The organism is Pseudomonas sp. BJa5 (genome assembly GCF_030272875.2).
GTDB lineage: Bacteria > Pseudomonadota > Gammaproteobacteria > Pseudomonadales > Pseudomonadaceae > Aquipseudomonas.
On sequence record NZ_JALRNG020000024.1, the window covers coordinates 55,242 to 78,948 of the forward strand.

Below are 23,707 nucleotides of genomic sequence, written 5' to 3' on the forward strand. Positions count from 1 at the left end.
AAACGGCCGGGTCAGCGGCTACGAATCGGTGCGTTCGGTACCGAGCCGCGACCAGATCCGCCGGGCCACGGCGCTTTATGCGCGGTTGCGCCAGGGCCGTGCGGCGGTGCCCTGGACGGCGCGCGCCGGCGCTGCGCTGGAACACGGCTGGCCATTGATCGGCGCCGGAGTGCTGTCGGCCTCTGCCTACCTGTGGCTGCCGCAATACGCGGCGCTCGGCGTGCTGATGGCCAGCCTGCTCAGCGCCTGGTACCTGACCGAGGCGCGCCAGCAGCGGGTGATCAGGCGGACCCTGGGCGAGCACCCCAAGGCCTTCACCAGCCCGCTGGTGGCGCTGACCTACAGCGACAACAAGGGCCTGCAAGGGCAGCTGGACCTGGCGATCCTCAGTGAAGAAGCCCGTTTGCAGACGGCCCTGACCCGATTGGTAGATGCCGGAGTAGGGGTGAAGTCACGGGCTGCACAGTCCTCCGACCTGTCCGGTGCCCAGGCCCAGATGCTCGACCGCCAGCGCAGTGAAACCGACCAGTCGGCCACCGCCATCGCGCAGATGGCGGCGACCATCCAGGAAGTCACCCACAACGTACAGAGCACCGCCACGGCCGCCGCCGATGCCGATCAACTGGCCCAGCAGGGCAGCGACCTGGCCCGCCAGAGCCTGCAGGCCATGAGCAGCATGAACGAGGCGGTCAATGACATTGGCCAGGCGGTCAATGCCCTGGCCGAGCAGACCCAGTCGATCGGCAGCGTGGTGGATGTGATCACCTCGATCGCCGAACAGACCAATCTGCTGGCGCTCAATGCCGCGATCGAGGCGGCGCGGGCTGGCGAGCAGGGCCGTGGTTTTGCCGTGGTGGCCGACGAAGTGCGTTCGCTGGCCCAGCGCACCCGGACTTCCACCGAAGAGATTCACCAGATCATCGCCTCCCTGCGCGACGGGGCACAGCGGGCGGTGTCGACGGCGAGCAAGGGCGAGCAGATTTCCCGCGACAGCGTGCAGCGCGTGGAAGCGGTGCAATCGGCGTTGGTGGGGATCACCCAAGCCGTCAGTCGCATTACCGGCATGAGCCAACAGATGGCCACGGCCTCCGAACAGCAGAGCCATGTGGCCGAGGACATCAACCAGCAGATCACCCGCATCGCCCAGCTCTGCGATCACAGTGCCGGACAAGCCAAGCAAGGTGCTGAGATCAGCCAGGAGCTGGAGCGCATGGCCGACTCCCTGTACGGCCTGGCTGAACGCTTCAACCGTTGACCTGTTTGTCTCGCCCACAGGGAAGTGGGCTTTTTTCGGCTTTTCACGAGATCCTTGGGCTTGGGCTTGGGTGTCGAGTCTGCGGGCTTATCCATTCGATGTGGCGACGCTGCCGGCCCCTTCCGCCTTTACGGCGGCCTACTTTTCTCTTGGGAAAAGTAGGCAAAACCGCTTGCTCCTGCATACGGCCCTCCGCTGCGCTTCGGGTCCCCTCGCTCCGGCGCCCTCCGGGGCCACGCGGCCTACGACTTGCTTCGCCAAGTCTACGGCTCGCGTTCTTCGGCTGACGCCGAAGGTGCTGCGCACGGCCCCTCCAGACACCTCCACTCGGCCTCCTGAAGTCGCATTCTGCGGCGCCCGAAATGACGCGCATGAAGATCAAGAGCAACCGTAGGAGCGGGCTTGCCCCGCGATGGCGTCAACCAGGCTTCGCCAACCTCTGATTTCGAAGATGCGTCCGCGCAGGCGCCACCCGTAACTTCGCGACTTCAGGAGGCCGAGCGTAGGTGTCTGTAGGGGGCAGGTGCGTAGCACCCTTCGGCGTAGCCGAAGAACGCGAGCCGTAGACTTGGCGAAGCAAGTCGTAGGCCGCGCAGCCCCTGGAAGACACCGTAGCGAGGGAACCCGGAGCGCAGCGGAGGGCCGGATGCAGGAGCGAGCGGTTTTGGTTCCTTTTGCCAAGACAAAAGGGACCCGCCGTAAGGGCGGAAGGGGCCGGCAGCATCGCTGCATGGAATGGATAAGCTCGCAGCCTCAGCACCCAAACCCAAACCCAAGGATCGTAGTCCCCAGAATCCCGTGAAGAACCTTCTTTCGGTACTGCTGTGGCACAATTTGTCGCCCCAGGAGAGCCCGATGTCCAGAATCCAGTGTGAACGCTGCCTGCGTCCACAAACCCATTGCCTTTGCCCGCTGATCCCGTCGCTGGACAGTCGCACCCGCGTGTTGCTGCTGCAGCACCCCAGCGAAGTGCGCCATGCACTCAACACTGCCAAACTGGCCGCCCTGGGCCTGCGCAATGCCGAGCTGGTGGTAGGGGAGGTGTTCGACGACCTGGCCGGGTTGATCGCCGTACCGGGGTACCGCAGTGCACTGCTGTTTCCCGGCGAGGATGCGCAACCACTGAGCGGTTACGCAACCGACGCCGATGAGCGTCCCTGGCTGCTGGTCGTGCCCGACGGCACCTGGCGCAAGGCGAGCAAGCTGCTGCACCTGAACCCGCTGCTGGCGGCCTTGCCGCGGGTAACCCTGGCCCAGGTACTGCCCTCGCGCTATCGCCTGCGCAAGGCACCCGCACCGGGGGCACTGTCGACCCTGGAGGCGGTGGTGCAGGCACTGAATGTGCTGGAGGCGCCGAACTGTTTCGACGCGTTGCTCAAACCGTTCGACGCCTTGATCGAAGGGCAGATCAAGGCGATGGGACGCGAGACGTTCGAGCGCAATCACCTTGTGGGAGCGGGCTTGCCCCGCGATGCAATGTGACAGACAGAACGCCATCGCGGGGCAAGCCCGCTCCCACGGTCAGCGTTCGCGCATGGCCTCGGTGCGGGCCTTGAGCACCGGCTTGAGCAGGTAGTCGAGCACGCTCTTTTGCCCGGTGATGATGTCCACCGTCGCGGTCATGCCAGGGATGATCAGCAAGGGCTTGTTGTCGCCGCCCAGGTGATTCTTGTCGGTACGCACCTGGATCAGGTAGAAGGAATTGCCCTTGTCATCGGTCACGGTGTCGGCGCTGATCAGCTCCAGCTTCGCCTTCAGGCCTCCGTAGATGGTGTAGTCATAGGCGCTGAACTTGACCATCGCCGACTGCCCGGGGTGCAGGAACGCCACGTCCTGCGGGCGCACCTTGGCTTCGATCAGCAGGTTGTCTTCCAGCGGCACGATCTCCACCAGGTCGCTGCCCGGCTGGACCACGCCGCCAATGGTGTTGACCTTGAGCAGCTTGATGATGCCGCGCACCGGCGAGACCACCGTGGTGCGGGTGACGCGGTCATCGATGGCGATGCTGGACGCGGTGATCTTCGACAGGTCGGTGCGCTTCTCGTTGAGTTCCTTGGCTGCCTCCGAGCGAAAACCGGCATCGGCCTCTTCGATCTTGCTCTTGATTTCCGCAACCGCCGCTTCAGCCCGGGGGATCGCCAGGGTGGTGGCGTTCAGCGAACCACGGGCTTCCACGGTGCTGCGTTTGAGGCGCAGGATCTCCACCGGTGAAATCGCCCCGGTGCCCACCAGCGGCGTAGACATGTTCAGTTCCTGTTGCAGCAGGGCCAGGGCCGAACGGTACTGTTCGGCCTTGGAGCGGAACTCGGCCAGCTCCTGGGTCTTCTGCCGCAGTTGTTCGTTGAGAGTCTGTTTCTCGCTGGTCAGGCGACGCTGCCGGGACTGGTACAGCGACAGCTCGTCCTCGGCCACTTGCGGCGCCTTGGCGCGTATTTCATCGGAGACCTGGAAGGGGCGGCCTTCGGCTTCGGCCGACAGGCGCTCGACCTGGGCGCTGAGGGCATAGCGGTCTGCCTCGCTCTCGCCCTTGTTGGACAGAAAACGCGTGTCATCCAGGCGCAGCAAAGTATCGCCCTTGTTCACCATCTGCCCTTCGCGGACGAAGATCTCGGTGACGATGCCGCCCTCCAGGTTCTGGATGACCTGCACCTTGCTCGACGGTATCGCCTTGCCTTCGCCCATGGTGACTTCATCGAGCACCGCGAACCAGGCCCAGACCAGGGCGACCAGCAGCAGGGCGGCGGCCAGCCACACGGTGATGCGCGACAGGCGCGGCGAATCCTGCAGGGTGGCGCCGGCCACGTCGGGCATGTAGTCGCGTTCGGCGGTCTTGCCGAAACTCTGGAAGTAGCTGCGCAGGCCTTGACTGATGGACATGACTGGACCCCCTAGATGGCCGTACCGACCCGGCCTTTGCGCAGTGCGTCGATGACCGCGTCCTTCGGCCCGTCGGCCACCACCTTGCCGTTGTCGAGCACCAGCAGGCGGTCGACCAGGCTGAGCATCGAGGTACGGTGGGTGACCAGCAGCAGGGTCTTGCCCTGCACCCAGCCGTGCAGGCGCTGGCGCAGCTGGTCTTCGCTGGCGTTGTCCATGTGGCTGGTGGGTTCGTCGAGGATCATGATCGGCGGTTCCAGCAGCATCGCCCGGGCCAGCAGCACCGACTGGCGCTGGCCGCCGGAGAGCAGCTGGCCACGTTCGCCCACTGGGCGGTCGAAGCCTTGCGGGTGCTGGCGGGCCAGTTCGCTGACGCCAGTCAGCTCGGCCACTTCCAGCATGCGCGCGTCGCTCACGTAGCGGGCGCCGAGGGTGAGGTTGTCGCGCAGGCTGCCGGCCAGCAGCGGCAGGTCATGGGCGACGTAGCCGATCTGATGGCGCAGGTCGGCGATGTCGAGCTGGCGCAGGTCGAGGTTGTCGAGCAGGATCTGTCCTTCGTCCGGGGCGTAGAAGCCCATCATCAGCCGGGCCAGGGTGCTTTTGCCCGAGCCGCTGCGGCCGATGATGCCGATGCGCTCGCCGGGTTTGACACTGAAGCTGACGCCATTGAGGGCCGCAGCATTTTGCCCGGCATAGCGGAAGGTGACGTGGCTGACCTCAAGCCCGCCGTGCAGTTGCGTGCGTTCCAGCGGTTGCTGGCCCACCTGGCGTTCCTGGGGCAGGGCCATCAGGGCGTCGGTACTGCGCATGGTCAACTGTGCTTGCTGGTAGCGGGTGATCAGCCCGGCGATCTGCCCCAGGGGCGCCAGGACCCGGCTGCCGAGCATGTAGCTGGCCACCAGGGCGCCGACGCTGAGGTTGCCGGCGATGATGCTGTAGACCCCGGCGACGATGGTCGCCATGCCGCAGAACTGCTGGATGAACAACGTGCCGTTGGTGGCCAGGGCCGACAGGTTGCGGGCATGGGCGTCGAGGCGGGTCAGGGCGCCGTGGGTGCTTTCCCACTGGTACTGGCGTTCACTTTCGGCGCTGCAGGCCTTGAGGGTTTCCAGGCCGCCGAGGGTCTCGATCAACAGCGCCTGGCGCACCGCGCCCAGGGCCAGGCTCTTCTGCACCGTGTCGCGCAGGCGCACCTGGATGAACAGGGCAAAGATGATGGTCAGCGGGAAGGCGATCAGCGGGATCACCACCAGCCAGCCGCCGAGCAGGCCGATCACCAGCAGCATCAGCACCACGAAGGGCAGGTCGATGACGCTGGTCAGGGTCACGGCGGTGAGAAACTCGCGCAGCCCCTGGAAGTCGTGGATGCTCTGGGCAAAGCCGCCGACCGTGGCCGGGCGGGCTTTCATCGACATGCCGGTGATGCGCTCGAACAGGGTCGCCGAGAGAATCAGGTCGGTTTTCTTGCCGGCCTGATCGAGCAAGTGGGCGCGTACTACGCGCAGGATCAATTCGAACAGGGTACCGATCAACAGGCCGACGGCCAGCACCCACAGGGTGGAAATCGCCTGGTTGGGTACGACCCGGTCGTAGGTCTGCATGACGAACAGCGGCACCATCAGGCCCAGCAGGTTGATCAGCAGGCTGGCCAGCACGGCATCGCTGTAGAGCCAGCGGGACAGTTTGAGGGTATCGCGGAACCAGGCGTTGACCCGTGGCATCAGGGGCGCGCGCAGGTCTTCGAGTTCGTGCCGGGGGCGGGCGAACAGGGCTTCGCCGGCGTAGGCCTGCTCCAGTTCCTCGTGGCTGACCCACTGCTCGCCGCCTTCGGCCTCGCAGGGCAGGATCAGCGCCCGGCCATCGTCGCCCCAGCGCCGCAGCACGGCGCAGCGGCCTTCCTTGAACAGCAGCAGCACCGGCAGGTTCAGCGCTGAAATGGCGCCAAGCTCGCGGCGCAGCACCCGGGCCTGCAACCCTGCGCGGGCGGCGGCCCGGGGCAGCAGGTCAAGGCTCAGGCGTTGCTGCGCCAGCGGCAGGCCGGCACTGAGGCCCGCGCGACTGACGGTACAACCATGCAACTTGCAGAGAATCAGCAATCCATCGAGTAGCGGGTCATCGAAACTCTGGCGCGGATCCGCCGCCGAGCTCGCAGGTTGCATGCTGGTCACAATGGCCTACTCCTGCAGCGTGTCGGTGATTAACGCATGTCGGGCAACCGGGCTTCGTTCCTCACTTCACTCTTGGCAATGGCTTCGGGCGGCAACGAGATGCGCTGCTTGCTCAGCAGTTCACCCATGTTGGCCAGCACCCGGTACATGGAGAACTCCTCGGTGTAGCGCACTTCGGTGTAGCGGCGGTTGGCGTTGTACAGCTCGTTTTCGCTGTCGAGCAGGTCGAGCAGGGTGCGTTGGCCGAGGCCGAACTGATCCTGGTAGGCCGCGCGCACCCGCGTGGAGGTGTCGGCGTATTCACGGGCGGTCGGGGTTTGCAGGCGAGCGTTGGTCATGGCGTTCCAGGCCAGCGCCAGGTTCTCGTTGAGGGTGCGCAGGGCGTTGTTGCGGATGTCCATGGCCTGGTTGATCTTGTGCGCATCCGACTGCAGGCGGGCCTTGTCGCTGCCGCCGCGGAACAGGTTGTAGCTCATCTCGACGCCGGCTTGCCAGTCGTTGTTGTCGTGACCGACCTGGCCTGCGGTGTTGTTGTTCGCCCCGGTGGCCAGCACGGCATCCAGGCGCGGGTAGAACGGCGACTTGGCCACTTCGTACTGCTGCTCGGCGGCTTGCACATCGGCTTGCGCCGATTTGAGGTAGGGGTTGTGTTCCAGCATGCCCTGGCGTGCGTCCAGAAGGCTGGCGGGCATTTCACCCTTGATGGTGACCGGGGTTTCCAGCTCGTCGGCTGGACGCCCGACCACACTGAAGAAGTTGGCTTCGGCGTCGGCCAGGTCGACTTCGGCGGTGTACAGGTTGTTTTCCGCCAGGGCGCGACGGGCAGTGGACTGGTCGCGGTCGGCGTTGCTGCCGACACCACGCTCGCTGCGCAGGCCGATCTGGTCATCGACCCGCAGGTGCGCCTGCAGGTTGTTCTTGGCCAGGGTTACCAGCTCGCGGCGCTTGAGCACTTCCAGGTACACCTCGATGGCGCGCAGGGCGACGGTCTCGGCGGTGGCCTGGGTGAAGTAGGCGCGGGAGTTGACCACCGCTTCCGTGCGTCCGACTTCGTTCGGCGTGTTGAAACCGTCGAACAGCATTTGCCGCAGGCGCAGGTCCGACTGGGTGTAGTTCAGGGTTTCGGTGTTGTGGTTGCGGGTGCCGTCGGGATTGGTAGTGCGGGTATTGGTGTTGTCCGATTTTTGCCGGCCGTAACCGGCGATCAGGTCGACGCGGGGAAAGTAACCACCTTTGGCCACTTTCACGTCTTCATCGGCAGACAGTCGACTGTTGCGGCTGGCGCCGATCTCCGGATGTTGGTCCACGGCGCTTTGCACAGCTTCCGTAATCGACATCGCCTGAGCATTGGCGCATGCCATGGCCAACAGTATTGCACTGGTGATGGGGGTCAAAACGCGCATGGGGTACTTCTCCCTGATTTCCTAATGAGGTATTGCTGTCGCCATATTTTTGACGGTTTTATGGTGTTAACCGTTTCTGGCTTGTAACAACAGAGCTAAGAACATTTATAAGGAGAACTTAGAAGATTTTTTCATAAAGGTTATGCGAAAAAAAACTTATGCGGTCTAAGCAAACCAAGACATTGTTCATATCAGGCGACCCGTCGATGCTGCGCTAGCTGGCATTTTTCGGGCGTCAGAAAAAGTTCAATTATTTTTTGCGGCAAAGGGCACGGATGTAGCGGAGGGGATGGAGGAAGAGCAGACGAGGCGACAAATTTTTGGCAGATGCCAAGTGGCCATGTCGTTTTTCCACGTTCACGAAGTGTCTGTCAGACGAAGGTGTTGATTCCATTGAAATCCACCTGCGTTTTCAGCACTTTCTGGGTATCGGCCCAAGACTGGCGTGGTGGGTCGACCCCGCGAGAATCAGAGCGCTTTTCTGCGAAAAACCGTTCCGCAGCGGAGGAGAGCGCCCATGGCCAAGTTAATCGGGATTGTCAGCAAGGTAGTCGGTGAGGTCTTCGCAGTGGCCAACGACGGCACTCGTCGGGCACTGCTTGAAGGTGACCGGCTGTTTGCTGGCGAACAACTGGAGACCGGGGCTGCTGGCGCGGTAGCCGTTCGTCTGCAAAACGGCGGCGAACTCACCCTGGGGCGGGGCAGTAGCCTGGAGCTGACGCCGCAATTGCTGGCCGGTCAGGCGTCCCAGGTGGATTCGCCGGATGCCCTGACGCCAAGCCAGGCCCAGCTCACCGATGTGGAGAAACTCCAGCAAGCCATCGCTGCCGGTGCCGACCCCAGCCAGGAAGCCGATCCCACCGCCGCAGGCCCCGGCAGCGGCGGCGCAGCGGGTGCCCTGGGCGGTGGTCACTCGTTCGTGATCCTCGATGAAGTGGCCGCTCGGGTCGATCCGGTCATCGGTTTCCCTACCGCCGGCTTCAATGGTTTTCCGGAAATCGCCGATCTGGAGGTCGGCGACTTCAACAACAATGACGCCCCCCCGCTGCTGCCGGTGGTGAACAATCCGGTCAGCCTCGTGGGGCTTGCCGTCGACGGTGGCGAGTTGTCCTTGAACGAGGCCAGCCTGGCACAGGGCTCGGCCAGCGATCCGGCGGCGCTGACCCGGGTGGGCAGCTTCACCGTGGTGGCGGCAGACGGCGTGTTCAATCTCAACGTCGGCGGCATCAATGTGGTGACCGGCGGGGTCGTGACCGGTGTCGGCCAGTCGATCACCACCGGGCTGGGCAATACCCTGACCATTACCGGCTACGATGCGGCCACCGGCGTGGTCAGCTACAGCTACACCCTCACCGGCGCCGAGAGCCATCCTGCCGGCAACGGCAGCAACGGCCTGGGCGAGAGCATCACGGTGCTGGTCAGCGACAGCGATGGCGATGCCGCCAGCGGTTCGCTGGACATTGTCGTGATCGACGATGTCCCCCGTGCGGTAGACGATGGCCATGCGCTGACGGCGTCGGAAAACCAGCTGGTGCTGACCGGCAATGTGCTGAGCAACGATGTGCAGGGTGCCGACCGTGTGCCTACCGGCCCCATCACTCCCGGCACCTTCGTCGGTACCTACGGCACCCTGGTGCTGGCGGCCGACGGTTCCTACACCTACACCTTGAACACCAGCGACCCGGACTTCATCAACCTCAAGGGCGGTGGCAACGGGATCGAGACCTTCACCTACACCCTCACCGATGCCGACGGCGATAGCAGTAGCGCCAACCTGGTGCTCAATGTCAGCAACCTCAATGACCCGGTCGAACTCAACGGGTTGAGCCTCAGCGGCGGCGAGCTGGTGCTGTTCGAGAAGAACCTGGACACCGGCAGCAGCCCCGATGCGGCGGCGCTGACCCGCAGTGGCACCTTCACGGTGACGGCGGCCGATGGCTTGCAAACCCTGACTGTCGGGGGCATCACGGTCATCAGTGGCGGGGTGGTCAATGCCTTCCCGCAGTCGATCACCACGGGCCTGGGCAGCACACTGAGCATCACCGGCTATAACCCGGCCACGGGTGAAGTGACCTACAGCTACACCCTGCAGGGCAATGGCGCCCAGGCAAGCCCCAGTGGCAGCGAAAGCTTCACCGTGGTGGCTACCGACACCGATGGCAGTAGCGCCAGCCTGAATATCGACGTCACCATTTTCGACGATGTGCCGACGGCGGCGGATGACAGCAACGCCGTCACCGCCACCGAGAACCAGCTGACCCTGACCGGCAACGTGCTCGGCAATGACGTGCAAGGTGCCGACCGTGTGCCCACCGGCCCGGTCACGCCGCAGACCATCACCGGTACCTACGGCACCCTGGTGCTGGCGGCCGACGGTTCCTACACCTACACCTTGAACACCAGCGACCCGGACTTCATCAACCTGAAGGGTGGTGGTAACGGGAGCGAGACCTTTACCTACACCATCACCGACTCCGATGGCGACAGCAGCACCGCCAAGCTGGTGCTCAATGTCAGCAACCTCAACGATCCCGTGACCCTCACCGGCCTGAACGTCGAGGGCGGTGAGCTGACGGTCTACGAGAAAAATCTCGGCGACGGCAGTGCGCCCAACAATGCCGCCCTGACCCAGGCCGGCAGCTTCACCGTGGGGGCGCCGGATGGCCTGCAGACCCTGACCGTCGGCGGCATCACCGTGGTCAGTGGCGGGGTGGCGGTGGGCTTTCCGCAATCGGCCACCACTCCATTGGGTAATACCCTGACCATCACCGGCTACAATGCCGCCACCGGTGTTGTCAGCTACACCTACACGCTGCTGGACAACGAGGCCCACGCCACTGGCAACGACGCCAACGGCCTGAGTGAAAGCTTCGTGGTCACCGCCACCGATACCGATGGCAGCAGTGCCAGTGGCAACATCGATGTGAATATCATCGATGACCTGCCGACCGCGGTTAACGACAGCAATGCCGTGACGGCCAGCGAGACCCAGCAAATCCTGACCGGCAACGTACTGAGCAACGATGTCCAGGGCGCGGACCGCGTGACCACAGGGCCAATCGTCCCGCAAACCATCACCGGTACCTACGGCACCCTGGTGCTGGCGGCGGATGGCACCTACACCTACACCCTGAACACCAGTGATCCGGACTTCATCAACCTAAAAGGCGGCGGTACCGGCTTCGAGACCTTCACCTACACCCTCAAGGATGCCGACGGCGACACCTCGACGGCCACTTTGAAACTCGATGTCAGCAACCTGAATGACCCGGTGACGCTCACGGGCCTGGATATCCACTGTGGCGAACTGACGGTCTACGAAAAGCACCTCAGCGACGGTAGCAGCCCGGACGCTGGCGCCCTGACCCAGTCCGGCAGCTTCACCATCAGCGCCCCGGATGGCCTGCAGACCCTGGTCGTCGCCGGCGTCACCGTGATCAGCAACGGCGTCGGCAGCTTTCCGCAGTCCGGCACCACGCCGCTGGGCAATACCCTGACAATCACCGGTTACAACCCTGCCACGGGCGTGGTGACCTACACCTACACCCTGGTGGACAACGAAGCGCACACCACCGGCAATGGCACCTTCCTGACCGAAGGCTTTGTGATCGTCGCCACCGATACCGATGGCAGTACCGCTCGCGGCACACTCGATGTGAACATCGTCGACGATGCCCCCAAGGCATACGACGACAGCAACGCCGTGACGGCCAGCGAGGCCCAGCTGACCCTGAGCGGCAACGTGCTGAGCAATGATGTCCAGGGCGCCGACCGCATTGCGAGCGGTCCGATCACCCCGCAAACCATCACCGGCACCTACGGCACCCTGGTATTGGCCGCCGACGGTTCCTACACCTATACGCTCGACACCAGCGATCCGGACTTCATCGCCCATGGCGCCGGCAATGGCATCGAGACCTTCACCTACACCCTCAGGGACGCCGACGGCGACACCTCGACGGCCACCCTGAGACTCAATGTCAGCAACCTGAACGATCCGGTGACGATCAAGGGCCTGGATATCGAGTGTGGCGAACTGACGGTCTACGAAAAAAACCTCAGTGACGGCAGCAGCCCGAACGGGGCCGCCCTGACCCAGTCCGGCAGTTTCACCATCACCGCTCCGGATGGCCTGCAGACCCTGGTCGTGGCGGGCGTCACGGTGATCAGCAACGGTGTCGGCGGCTTCCCGCAGTCGGGCACCACGCCGCTGGGCAACACCCTGACCATCACCGGTTATGACCCCGCCACGGGCGTGGTGACCTACACCTACACCCTGGTGGACAACGAAGCGCACACCACCGGCAATGGCACCTTCCTGACCGAAGGCTTCGTGATCGTCGCCACCGACAAGGATGGCAGCAGCGCCCGCGGCACACTCGATGTGAATATCGTCGACGATGCGCCCAAGGCATACGACGACGTCAACACCACCACGGCCACGGAAACCCAGCTGATCCTGACCGGCAACGTGCTGAGCAACGATGTCCAGGGCGCCGACCGCATTACCAGCGGGCCAATCACCCCGCAATCCATCACGGGCAAATACGGCACCCTGGTGCTGGCGGCCGACGGCACCTACACCTACACGTTGAACACCAGTGATCCGGATTTCATCAGCCTCAAGGGTGGCGCAACCGGTACCGAGACCTTTACCTACACCCTCAAGGATGCGGACGGTGACACCAGCACCGCGACCCTGAAACTCAACGTCAGCAACCTGGACAACCCGGTCACCATCGATGGCCTGAACGTCAACGGCGGCGAACAGACGGTCTACGAGAAGAACCTCGGTGACGGCACCAGCCCGGACACCGCGGCCCTGACCCGCACCGGCAGCTTTACGGTGACCGCGCCGGACGGCCTGCAGACCCTGACCGTCGGTGGCATCAACGTGGTCAGTGGCGGGGTGGTCGCAGGTTTCCCGCAAACCGGCACCACGCCGCTGGGCAACTCGCTGACCATCACCGGCTACAACCCGGCGACCGGCGTGGTCAGCTACACCTACACCTTGCTCGATAGCGAAAACCACCCGGATGCCAACGGCATCAATGACCTCAACGAGGCCATCCCTGTCACGGCGGTCGATCGTGATGGCAGCACCGCCAATGCGACCCTGGATGTGACCATCGTCGACGACCTGGGATCGGTAGTGGGGGCGGAGCGTTCGGTGACGCCGGGGCAGGTCGATTCCAACCTGCTGCTGACCATCGACGTCTCCGGCAGCATGAGCAACTACTCCGGGGTGTCTGGCAAGACCCGTCTGGAACTGGCCAAGGAAGCCATCAATGCCTTGCTCGACAAGTACGACGAGATGGGCGACGTCAAGGTCCAGATCGTCACCTTCAGCAGCGGCGCCACGGTCCTGTCGACGTCGTGGGTGACGGTGGCCGAGGCCAAGGCCCTGGTCAGCGGCCTCAATTCCGGTGGCGGCACCAACTACGACGCGGCGGTGGCCGCGGCGCAGTCGGCCTTCAGCACGGCAGGCAAACTGACCGGCGCGCAGAACATCGGTTACTTCTTCTCCGACGGCAACCCCACCAACGGACAGGCGATCGGCACCGCTGACGAGGCCGCCTGGAAGACCTTCCTCGACAACAACGGGATCAAGTCCTATGCCATTGGCCTGGGCACCGGTGTCAACGACAGCAACCTCAACCCCCTGGCCTACGACGGTAGTTCGCATACCGACACCAACGCCGTGGTGGTCACCGATCTCAATGCCCTGAACCAGGTGCTGTCGGGCACCGTGCAGGGCGCGCCGATCACCGGCAGCCTGATGAGCGGTGGCACCTTCGGCGCCGATGGCGGCTTCATCAAGGCGCTGCTGGTCGACGGCACGACCTACACCTACGATCCCAAGGCCAATGGCGGGCAGGGCAGCTACACCGCCACCGGCACCGATCGTGGCAGCTTCGACACGGCCACCAACACCTTCAACATCAAGACCGTGCTCGGCGGCACCCTGCTGGTCGACATGGACACCGGCGAGTTCACCTACACGCCACCGAAGGACAGCGGCAGTGCGGTGACCGAGAACATCGGCTTCACGGCCAGTGACAACGATGGCGACCTCAGCAGCGCCAACCTGGTGGTCAATGTCTACTCCAACGCAGCACCCGTGGCCGGGGCCGACCATATCATCACCAACATCCTCTCCAGCAGCCTTACCGTGCCGGGCGAGGCATTGCTGGCCAACGACAGCGACGCCAACGGCGATCCGCTCAACGCATCGCCGATCACCTTCAACACCAACTGGGCCAAGGGGGCGGGCTTCTCGGTGGGCAGTGGCACGCCGTCGCTGAACTTCTCGAGCAACACCAACAACCTGAGCAACCAGTTCAAGGCCCTGGAGCGCAGTGCGTTCCGCGGTGCCGCGAATGCCACCACCGCAGCGCTGATCGTCAATGGCTACCTGGGTTCGCTGTCGAGCGGCGCCAACGCCGAAGATGTGCTGACCATCAGCTTGAAAAAAGGCGAATCGCTCAAGCTCGATCACGATCGGCCGGCCGGCAATATCCTGATGGAGTGGAAGGATGAGAACGGCGTCTATCAGACCATCGCCGACGGTTCCAGCTTCACCGCCAGTCATGACGGTGTCTACAGCATCCATGTGGTCAACCAGTCCAACCCCAGCGGCAGCAACCCCACCGCGCAGGAGAACTACGCACTGACCATGACGGTCGACTACGCCAATACCCAGCCCGACACCTACTACGGCACCTATACGGTCAGTGACGGACACGGTGGCACTGGCACGGGCAACGTGGATATTTCCTACCAGGCAGGCGCTACCCTGACTGGCACCGGGGGTGATGACATCCTGCTGGCCGGGTCGGGCGATGACACCCTCAATGCCGGTGCCGGCAATGACGTACTGATCGGCGGTGCCGGCAACGACACCCTCAATGGCGGCGATGGCAACGACCTGCTGATCGGTGGCGACGGCAATGACCTGCTGATCGGCGGCGACGGTATCGACACGGCCAGCTATGCCGGTGCCGGCGGGCCGGTGACCGTCAGCCTGGCGACCACTTCGGCACAGAATACGTTCGGGGCAGGAACGGACACCCTGAGCGGGATCGAGAACCTGATCGGTTCGGACTACAACGACAACCTCACCGGCGACGGCAATGCCAACCTGCTCAGCGGCGGGTTGGGCAACGACACGCTCAATGGCGGCGGGGGCAACGATGTGCTGATCGGCGGGCCGGGGAACAACACCCTGAGCGGGGGCGCCGGCAGCGATACTTTCCTCTGGCAGCAAGGCAACAGCGGTCACGATGTGGTGAGCGACTTCACTCCGGGCACCGACCGGCTCGACCTGTCGCAACTGCTCCAGGGCGAGAACGCCACTTCGGCGTCACTGGATGATTACCTGCACTTCAAGGTCACCGGCAGCGGCGCCGGCGTGGTGTCGACCATCGAGGTGAGTGTGGTGGCGGGGGCGGCACCGACCCAGACCATCGATCTTGCCGGGGTCAACCTGGCCCAGCATTACGGGGTGACGGCGGGGGCCGGCGGGGTGATTGCGGCGGGGCAGGACACGGCGACCATCATCAACGGCATGCTCAACGATCATTCGTTGAAGGTGGATACCGTGTAACCGGCATGCAATCGCGGGGCCATCCCGCTCCAACCGACGGTTTTTGGAGCGGGCTTTCCCCCCGATGGGGTGTGAGCGCCTACAGGGATTTGCAGAGGTGTTTCATGAAGGCCGTCGCAGGGTCGTCTGGCGCAGGATGTAGATGCTGACCAGCACCGCGCTGGTCAGCATGAAGGCGCGCGCCCAGGGCAGTGGCACCAGGTAGCAGGACAGGCCGATGCTCAACCACATCAGGCCGATCGCATAGACCTTGCCCTTGAGCGGGATGCCTTCACCACTGAGGTAGTCACGGATCCACGGCCCGAGCTGCGGGTGATTGATCAGCCAATGGTGAAAGCGCGGCGAGCTGCGGGCGAAGCAGGCCGCAGCCAGGAGCAGGAAAGGGGTGGTCGGCAACACCGGCAGGAAGATCCCGATCACCCCCAGCGCAACGCTGAGCCAGCCGGTGGCCAGCAGCAGGTAGCGCATTGACGCCAACTCAGTGGTGGCGTGGCTTGAGCAGCGCGGGTGCTGGTTTTTCGTCCGGCGCGTGCTGCAGCAGGTACAGCGCGGTCAGGGCCTCTGGAATCTGGACGATCATGTCGTCCTGCAGGTTGGCATCCTTGGCGATGTCTTCGAATTCAGGCTGCTCGTCGAACAGGCCCGAACCGACCATGATCGGCAGGAGCATTTCGCTGACTTCTTCCTCGGCGGTCTCGAACCAGGCTTCTTCACGCATGAATACGCCTTCCATGAAGCCGATGCACCAGCCGCGCAGGTCGGAATCGTCCGGCTCCTCGCCCAGGTCGAGGTCGCAAGGCAGTTCGAACTCCTCGTCGCTGGCCAGCTGGCGAGCGATATGGGCCTTGAGCTGGATCAGCGTGGCTTCGATCTCTTCGCGCTGGGCGTCGTCCTTGTAGTGCGGCTCTTCGGCGAACAAGGCTTCGATCCATTCACGCTCGGGAACGACCTCGGTACCGATCGACAGCGCGGTCAGGTAGCCGTGGGCGGCAACGTAGTCCAGCGCCTCCTCGTGCAGCTCGTCGGCGTCGAGGAAGGCTTGCAGGCGGGTCAATTGCTCGGCGAAGGACATTACGGGGCTACCTTGGGAATAAACGATGACTGAATTCTAGCACCTTGCAGCGCAGACAAGGCAAAGGAAGACGTCTATCGCAGAGCATCCTGTGAAGGCGGACGCTCGGGTATAATGCCCGGCTTTTGCCCCGGGCCGCCCGTATCACGTGGCCGGGGTAAAAGCTGCTTACGCATTTTTGGGTGTGGCAAGCGCGTTTTTCATCCAGCCTGTGCCCAGGATGGTTCTGCGATTTTTGGAGTTTTTATGCTCGAACAGGCTCAGCGCGTCCTCAAGGACATCTTCGGCTACGACAGTTTTCGGGGGCGCCAGGGGGCGATCATCGAATGCGTGGCCAAGGGTGGCGATGCGCTGGTGCTGATGCCCACCGGGGGCGGCAAGTCCCTGTGTTTCCAGGTGCCGGCGTTGCTGCGTCCGGGCCTGGCGGTGGTGGTCTCGCCCCTGATCGCGTTGATGGAAGACCAGGTAGCGACCCTCGACGAACTGGGTGTGGCGGCGGCGTCGCTCAACTCCACCTTGAGCCCCGAGCAACAGCGCGACCTGGCCGGGCGCATTCGCCGGGGCGAGGTGAAGATGCTCTACCTGGCGCCGGAGCGCCTGGTGCAGCCGCGCATGCTGGATTTCTTGCGCGACCTGGACATCGCCCTGTTCGCCATCGACGAGGCCCACTGCGTATCGCAATGGGGCCACGATTTCCGTCCCGAGTACCTGCAACTGGGGCAATTGGCCGAGCTGTTTCCCCAGGTGCCGCGCATTGCCCTGACCGCCACGGCAGACATGCGTACCCGCGAGGAAATCGTCAGCCGCCTGCACCTGCAGAACGCCGAGCGCTTCCTGTCGAGCTTCGACCGGCCGAACATCTTCTACCGCATCGTGCCCAAGGAGCAGCCGCGCAAGCAGTTGCTGGCATTCCTCGGCGAGCGGCGCGGCAACGCCGGGATCGTCTACTGCCTGTCGCGCAAGAAGGTCGACGAGGTCGCCGCCTTCCTGTGCGAGCAGGGCTTTCCGGCGCTGCCGTATCACGCCGGCCTGCCCGCTGAGACCCGCGCCGCCAACCAGCGCCGCTTCCTCAACGAGGAAGGCCTGATCATGGTCGCCACCATCGCCTTCGGCATGGGCATCGACAAGCCCAACGTGCGCTTCGTCGCCCACCTCGACCTGCCCAAGTCGCTGGAAGCCTACTACCAGGAAACCGGCCGGGCCGGTCGTGACGGCCTGCCGGCCGATGCCTGGATGGCCTACGGCCTGCAGGACATGGTGATGCTCAAGCAGATGCTGCAGAACTCCGAAGGCGACGAGCGCCACAAACGCATCGAGCAGCACAAGCTCGACGCCATGCTCGCGCTCTGCGAAGAGACCCGCTGCCGGCGCCAGACCCTGCTCAACTATTTCGATGAAGAACTGCCCCAGCCCTGCGGGCACTGCGACAACTGCATCGACGGCGTGCAGACCTGGGACGCCACCGAGCCTGCGCGCCAGGCCCTGTCGGCGGTGTACCGCACCGGCCAGCGCTATGGTGTCGGCCATCTGGTGGATGTGTTGCTGGGCCGTGACAACGAGAAGATCCGCAACTTCGGCCATGAAAAACTCGCCGTCTACGGCGTCGGCAAGGCGCGCTCCGAAGGCGAATGGCGTTCGCTGTTCCGCCAGCTGGTAGCCCGTGGCCTTGCCGATATCGACCTGGAGGGCTATGGCGGCCTGCGCCTGTCCGACAGCTGCCGGCCGTTGTTGCGCGGTGAAGTCAGCCTTGAACTGCGCCGCGACCTCAAGCCGCAGACCAGCAGCAAGGGCAGCAGCGGTGGTGGCAGCCCGGCCAGCCAGCTGGTGCGCGGCGAGGAGCGCGAACAGTGGGAAGCCTTGCGTGCCTTGCGGCGCAAGCTGGCCGAGGAGCATGGCGTGCCACCGTACGTCATCTTCCCCGACTCGACCCTGCTGGAGATGCTGCGCAGCCAGCCTACCAGCCTCAGCGAAATGGCCCGGGTCAGCGGTGTCGGCGCGCGCAAGCTGGAGCGCTACGGCGAAGCCTTCCTCGAAGTGCTGGGTGGTGCGGCCGAGACGCCACCGGTGGTGGCCGACCTGCGCCACGAGTTGACCACCCTGGCCCGGGCCGGCATGACCCCGGCACAGATCGCAGGCCAGCTCAATTGCAGCGAGAAGAACGTCTACAGCCTGCTGGCCGAAGCCATTGGCCGCCAGCAACTGTCGCTGGAGCAGGCCCTGGACCTGCCCGAAGACTTGCTGGCCGAAATCCAGGATGCCTTCCTCGACGGCGAAGGCGAACTGCCGCCGGTCTCGGCCGTGGCCGAGCTGTTCGGTGCGCGGGTGCCCGAGGGCGTTCTGTACTGCGTGCGGGCGGCGTTGGCGGCTGAATTCGAGATGTAAGGCTGTTTTGTCATCATTTATAACGATTGTTAGCCCGATAGATCCTTGCCTGTTGTGCAGGGACATGGTTAGCTGACTAATAATTAGTTCTGATGATGAGTTTTCTATGCCGTTGACCGACCACCACCGCTTCGGAATGCAGCTGGCCCAGATGTCCCGGGGTTGGCGCGCCGAGCTGGATCGCCGCCTGGCCGGCCTGAACCTGTCCCAGGCGCGCTGGCTGGTGCTGCTGCACCTGGCCCGTTTCGATGAAGCCCCCACCCAGCGCGAACTGGCGCAGAGCGTCGGCGTCGAGGGCCCGACCCTGGCACGCCTGCTCGACAGCCTGGAATCCCAGGGGCTGGTACGCCGTCAGGCGGTGCTCGAAGACCGGCGGGCCAAGAAAATCCTCCTGTGCCCTCCGGCCAAGCCGTTGATCGAGCAGATCGAAACCATCGCCAATGCCTTGCGCGTCGAGCTGTTCACCGGCATCGATGAAGAAGAGCTGGACCTGTGCATGCGGGTGCATGCACGGATTCTGGCCAATCTGGAAAAGAACTGACCCCGACTCAGAAGGTGTGGCCCAGGTTCAGGTACAACGCCTTCTGATTCTCGCTGTTGGCCCCATAGCTGAAGTTCAGCGGCCCCAGGGGTGTCTCGAAGCCGATGAAGACGCTGGCTGCATTGATGTAGCCACTGTCGAAGTCGTTGTCATTGTTCCAGGCCCGGCCACGCTCCAGCGAGCCGCCCAGGTACAGCGGGAAGTCCAGCGGCAGGTAGGCCCGTGGCGTCAGCCGGCGGTAGTAGACCATGCGCATCAGGCTCATGTTCTGTCCGGACACCGAGTCCTGGCGAAAGCCCGACAACTGCCGGGCGCCGCCCAGGACGAAGCTTGAAGTCACCACCTCGGCATCATCCAGGGTCCGTCCGTACTGGCCCCCCAGTACCCAGGTATTGGCGCCGCTGCTCAGGGCCTTGTCCAGCTTGAACTGCCACTGCCGGTAACGCTGGTCCGAGCCCAGGTCCGGTTCGTACTGGCGCAGGTCCAGGCTGATGTCTTCGCCGGTGTGGGGGAAGTAGACGTTGTCCAGGCTATCGAAGGAGTACTTGAGCTCGTAGAAGCCTTCGCTGAAGCTGAACCGAGGCAGGTCCTGGTCGCCGATGCGCACCTCGGCGTTGCCCCAGGCCTGGCCGACGCCGAAGCGCACCTCGCCGCTGTTGCCGATCTGGCGCCCCAGGTTCAGGCCGAAGCCGTAGCGTTCCAGACGGTATTCGGCGATCGGGTCGTCCTCCAGGGTCGCCTCGATGTTCTGCGAGCCGAGGGCCAGGTAAGGTGCGACGAAGTAGCGTGAGCCGGCATCCAGCGGCTGGTAGAACTCGCTGTACAGCTCTTGCTGGTCGCCGATCTGCGCCCGGGTCAGCCACTCGGCGCCCAGTTGGTTGATGCCGTTGATGCGGTAGCTGGCGCCAATGTTGAAGGCGCTGTCGCCCTGCAGGTCATCGGACAGGTTCAGGCCCAGGCGCAGGTAGTCGGTGCCGCCGCGACGGCCCAGGGCGTTGATCACCAGGGTGTTGTCCTTGCCCTTGTGCACCACCCGGTACTGCACCCGGTCGAAGTAGTCGAGGCCGTACAAGGTGCCCATGTCGGTCTGCAGGCGGCCCAGCTCCAGGGGTTCGCCGATGGGTTGGCGAATGTAGAAACGGATCACGTCGTCGCTGACCTTCGAGTCGTTTTCGATGCGGATGGCGGTGATCACCGGCGTACGCTGGCTCGGCGAGCGCGCCGCATTGAGTTCTTCGTCGCTGTCGTCGGGACGCTTGAGCACCGCCAGGCGCGAGTCCAGGGCGCGGGCGGCGCGGTAGCCGGCATCGATCATTTCCTGGGCGCGGCCGAAGTCGGTGACGCCATAGCTGGCCAGTGGCGGCTGGATCAGGATGTCGTCGTGGTGCAGGGCGGCCAGTTGTTCTTCGGAGTTGCGCCGGGTCATCAGGGTGATCGACTGGTTGAGCACATCGACCACGGAGGTCAGCTGGTCACGACTGCGCAACGGCGTACCGATATCGACGACGATGGCCACGTCCACACCCATCTCGCGCGCCACATCCAGGGGGATGTTGTCGACCATGCCGCCATCGACCAGCAACCGGCCGTCCAGCTCGACCGGGGCGAACACTGCCGGTATCGACATGCTGGCGCGTATCACCCGGGGCAGGTGGCCGCGGCTGAACACCACTTTTTCGCCGCTGGCGATGTCGGTGGCTACGGCACGGAAGGGGATCGGCAGCTTGTCGAAGTCGCGGGTGTCGCTGACATGGGCGAGCATGCTTTCCAGCATCAACGCCAGGTTCTGCCCCTGGATCACCCCCAGGGGCAGGCCGAGGCTGCCGTCGTCACGAAAGCTGAGCTTCTGCTTGACCAGGAAGTCGCGGTCATCCTGCTTGCGCCGGAACGGTACGTCCTTGCGCGGTGGCGCGTCGGACAAGGCTTGTTTCCAGTCGATGCCCAGGGCCAGTTTTTCCAGCTCATCGATCTTGTAGCCGGAGGCATACAGGCCACCGACCACCGCCCCCATGCTGGTGCCGGCGATGGCGTCGATCTTGATGCCTTGTTCTTCCAGGGCCTTGAGCACGCCGATGTGAGCCAGGCCACGGGCGGCGCCACCGGACAGCACCAGGCCGACTTTAGGTCGGGGCGGCTCGGCGGCCAGCAGCGGGAAGGAAACGACGAGCAGCAACAGACTCAACAGCAGGCGGTGCATCGGGACTCTCGGAGCAAAGGCTAAAGACCGCTAGTATATGCACGACCGCCTGTCAGGAAGCTGTTAGCCCATGAATACGCCCAAAGCCGAAATCGTCATTACCTATTGCACCCAGTGCCAGTGGTTGCTGCGCGCTGCCTGGCTGGCCCAGGAACTGCTCAGCACTTTCAGCGACGACCTGGCCCGGGTGGCCCTGGAGCCGGGCACCGGTGGCGTCTTCCGCATTACCTGTGACGGCGTGCAGATCTGGGAGCGCAAGGCCGATGGCGGCTTCCCGGAAGCCAAGGTGCTCAAGCAGCGGGTTCGCGACCAGATCGACCCGCAGCGCGACCTGGGGCACAGCGACCGTCCCTGACTTTCAGCCGGTGGCGGCGACGCGCTTGTCGGCATTGCCGGCCGCCAGGCGGCTGGAGATGACGATGGCGAAGATGATCAGCACGCCACCCAGCAACATGCGCGGGGTGGGCGTCTCGGCAAAGATCAGCCAGGCCATGGCGATGCCGTAGACCGGCTCCAGGGCGAATACCACCGCGGCGGTGCGCGCCTTGATCACCGCCAGGCTGGCGACGAACAGGCTGTGGGCCACGCCCGTGCAGAACACCCCCAGCAGGCCGATCCACAACCAGTCCATGGGCGCCACCTCACCCAGCACCGGCGCTGCGGCCGGCAACAGGCACAGGGCGACCACCGCGTTCTGGCACAGGGCGGCCTGCACCGCGGGTATGCGCCCGGACGAGACCCGGTTGGTCAGCGACAGCAGCGAGAACAGCAGGCCCGACAACAGGGACCAGAGCAGGCCGCCGGTAGCCTGGCTGGCGAGGTCGAAGTCCGGGGTGACCAGCACCAGGCCGATACTCACCAGCAGCACCAGAATGATCTCGTTGCTACGGATGCGCTCGCGAAACAGCAGGCCTTCGAGGATCACGGTAAACGCCGGGAAGCTGGCAAAGCCCAGGGTGGCGATCGCCACGCCGGCGACTTTGACCGCAATGAAAAAACTCACCCAGTGCCCGGCCAGCAGCACGCCGCCCAGCAGCAGACGACGCCAGTCCCGGCCTTGCAGTGCCTGCCAGCCTTTGCCGGCGCAGCGGGCGAAAATGCCCAGGGCCAGCACGGCAAAGGCGGCGCGACCGAAGACGATGAGCGACGGCGTGGCCTGGGCCAGTTTGCCGAAGACCCCGGTGAGGCCGAAGAACAGCGCGCCGATGTGCAGGGCGCCGAGTGCGGTACGGTGGTTCATGATGATCCTTGAAAGAGGCAGGACAGCCCGGCCAGTGTACGAAGCCGTGGCCGCGGCTGTCTGTCGCGTTCCTCGCGTCAGTTGTCGCCGGACTCGCGCCTTAACGCCCGGGGCGAACAGCCGAAGGCCTTGAGCATGGCGGCGGAAAAGGCACTCTGGGAGCTGTAGCCGACCCGGCTGGCGATCTCGCCGATGGCCAGGTCGCTTTCCACCAGCAGCCTGCGCCCCTGCAGCAGGCGCCGCTGGCGGACGTAGTCCATGGGCGTCATGCCGGCTTCGCTGACGAAGCGCGTATGCAGGCGGGCGCTGGACAGGCCGGCCAGGCGCGCCAGGTCCGCCACTTGCAAGGGGTAGGCGGCATACTGGTCGATATGTGCGTCGAAGGCCGCATAGGGCAGCAACTTGTGCACCACCGCGGCCGGGCTTGCCTGGCTCAGGCTGGCAAGCAGCAGCACGGCGCCTTGCTGGGCGATCAACGGGTCGGCCACCGGGCTTGCTGCCAGCCAGTCGACCAGTTGCTGCTGGCGGTTGTCCAGGTTCAGCGGTCCGGGCTGGTCGAGCAGGCGCTGGCTGGCCAGGGCATGGCTGCCCAGGCTGTGGGCCAGCCAGGTGTCGTCTGGCACATCGAGCACCAGGCAATGGCTGCCGCCGGGGCTGCCGCAGCTATGGTGGGCGCCGGCCGGTATCACCATCAGGCCCTGGCGATCGACCCGGCCGCTGCGACCTTCGACCTCGAACTCCAGTTGCCCACGCAGGCCGAACACCAACTGTGGGTGCTGGTGGCTGTGGGCAATCAGGTCGTGACGGTAGTGGCGCAGGGAAAGTATCGAGGCGCTGCTCATTGCTGAGCCCTCCTGGTAGGAGCGGGCTTGCCCCGCGATTGTGTACTGTCAGCCAGATTGTATCGCGGGGCAAGCCCGCGCCTACCCGCCAGATTGTAGTGCGGGCAAGTCGAGTCTTCGCACC

The 23,707-nt window shown here is 64.5% G+C and carries 13 protein-coding genes and 1 pseudogene; 6 read left to right on the forward strand and 8 right to left on the reverse strand.

All coding sequences use genetic code 11. The annotated features are described in order from the left end of the window. Positions 1 to 280: 280 nt before the first annotated feature. Together M2D63_RS15115 and M2D63_RS15120 are read left to right on the forward strand one after the other, a co-directional pair. Positions 281 to 1,255, forward strand: a pseudogene (locus M2D63_RS15115) (methyl-accepting chemotaxis protein); the annotation flags it as partial. Positions 1,256 to 2,110: 855 nt separating this feature from the next. After that, on the forward strand, positions 2,111 to 2,737 hold the full coding sequence (locus tag M2D63_RS15120) for a tRNA-uridine aminocarboxypropyltransferase (RefSeq protein WP_285863746.1): 627 nt from the start codon (positions 2,111 to 2,113) through the stop codon (positions 2,735 to 2,737). Positions 2,738 to 2,776: 39 nt separating this feature from the next. Here the strand turns inward: M2D63_RS15120 and M2D63_RS15125 are convergent, their stop codons facing one another. From M2D63_RS15125 to M2D63_RS15135, 3 genes are read right to left on the reverse strand one after another with little or no spacing between them, the layout of a single operon-like run. Beyond that, positions 2,777 to 4,132: an HlyD family type I secretion periplasmic adaptor subunit gene (locus M2D63_RS15125; protein WP_285863747.1), complete on the reverse strand. Its 1,356-nt coding sequence runs from the start codon at positions 4,130 to 4,132 to the stop codon at positions 2,777 to 2,779. A gap of 11 nt (positions 4,133 to 4,143) precedes the next feature. Next, positions 4,144 to 6,300, reverse strand: coding sequence for a type I secretion system permease/ATPase (locus tag M2D63_RS15130; RefSeq protein ID WP_285863748.1), 2,157 nt, complete (start codon positions 6,298 to 6,300; stop codon positions 4,144 to 4,146). A 29-nt stretch (positions 6,301 to 6,329) separates the two neighbouring features. Further along, positions 6,330 to 7,703, reverse strand: a complete 1,374-nt coding sequence (locus M2D63_RS15135) for a TolC family outer membrane protein (RefSeq protein WP_285863749.1) — start codon at positions 7,701 to 7,703, stop codon at positions 6,330 to 6,332. A gap of 517 nt (positions 7,704 to 8,220) precedes the next feature. Between M2D63_RS15135 and M2D63_RS15140 the strand changes: the two genes are divergently transcribed. Further along, positions 8,221 to 15,309: a retention module-containing protein gene (locus M2D63_RS15140; protein ID WP_285863750.1), complete on the forward strand. Its 7,089-nt coding sequence runs from the start codon at positions 8,221 to 8,223 to the stop codon at positions 15,307 to 15,309. 102 nt (positions 15,310 to 15,411) lie between these two features. Here the strand turns inward: M2D63_RS15140 and M2D63_RS15145 are convergent, their stop codons facing one another. Both M2D63_RS15145 and M2D63_RS15150 read right to left on the reverse strand, forming a co-directional pair. Beyond that, positions 15,412 to 15,777: a YbaN family protein gene (locus M2D63_RS15145; RefSeq protein ID WP_285863751.1), complete on the reverse strand. Its 366-nt coding sequence runs from the start codon at positions 15,775 to 15,777 to the stop codon at positions 15,412 to 15,414. A gap of 10 nt (positions 15,778 to 15,787) precedes the next feature. Continuing rightward, a complete protein-coding gene (locus M2D63_RS15150) occupies positions 15,788 to 16,381 on the reverse strand; it encodes a UPF0149 family protein (protein ID WP_285863752.1) in 594 nt (197 codons plus the stop codon). A 246-nt stretch (positions 16,382 to 16,627) separates the two neighbouring features. On the opposite strand from M2D63_RS15150, the gene recQ reads away from it, so the two are divergent. Together recQ and M2D63_RS15160 are read left to right on the forward strand one after the other, a co-directional pair. Further along, positions 16,628 to 18,763 (forward strand): DNA helicase RecQ, encoded by a 2,136-nt coding sequence (recQ, locus tag M2D63_RS15155; protein ID WP_285863753.1) that lies wholly within the window; start codon positions 16,628 to 16,630, stop codon positions 18,761 to 18,763. A 106-nt stretch (positions 18,764 to 18,869) separates the two neighbouring features. After that, entirely contained in the window at positions 18,870 to 19,304 is a 435-nt protein-coding gene (locus M2D63_RS15160; protein WP_285863754.1) for a MarR family transcriptional regulator, read from the forward strand. A gap of 7 nt (positions 19,305 to 19,311) precedes the next feature. Here M2D63_RS15160 and M2D63_RS15165 read toward each other — a convergent pair whose 3' ends face one another. Beyond that, positions 19,312 to 21,501 (reverse strand): patatin-like phospholipase family protein, encoded by a 2,190-nt coding sequence (locus M2D63_RS15165; RefSeq protein ID WP_285863755.1) that lies wholly within the window; start codon positions 21,499 to 21,501, stop codon positions 19,312 to 19,314. Positions 21,502 to 21,571: 70 nt separating this feature from the next. Between M2D63_RS15165 and M2D63_RS15170 the strand changes: the two genes are divergently transcribed. Next, positions 21,572 to 21,856, forward strand: coding sequence for a SelT/SelW/SelH family protein (locus tag M2D63_RS15170; protein WP_285863756.1), 285 nt, complete (start codon positions 21,572 to 21,574; stop codon positions 21,854 to 21,856). Positions 21,857 to 21,859: 3 nt separating this feature from the next. Here M2D63_RS15170 and M2D63_RS15175 read toward each other — a convergent pair whose 3' ends face one another. Both M2D63_RS15175 and M2D63_RS15180 read right to left on the reverse strand, forming a co-directional pair. Continuing rightward, entirely contained in the window at positions 21,860 to 22,741 is an 882-nt protein-coding gene (locus M2D63_RS15175) for a DMT family transporter (protein ID WP_285863757.1), read from the reverse strand. A gap of 77 nt (positions 22,742 to 22,818) precedes the next feature. Continuing rightward, complete coding sequence (locus tag M2D63_RS15180; RefSeq protein ID WP_285863758.1) at positions 22,819 to 23,583, reverse strand: AraC family transcriptional regulator; 765 nt, start codon at positions 23,581 to 23,583, stop codon at positions 22,819 to 22,821. Positions 23,584 to 23,707: the final 124 nt, after the last annotated feature.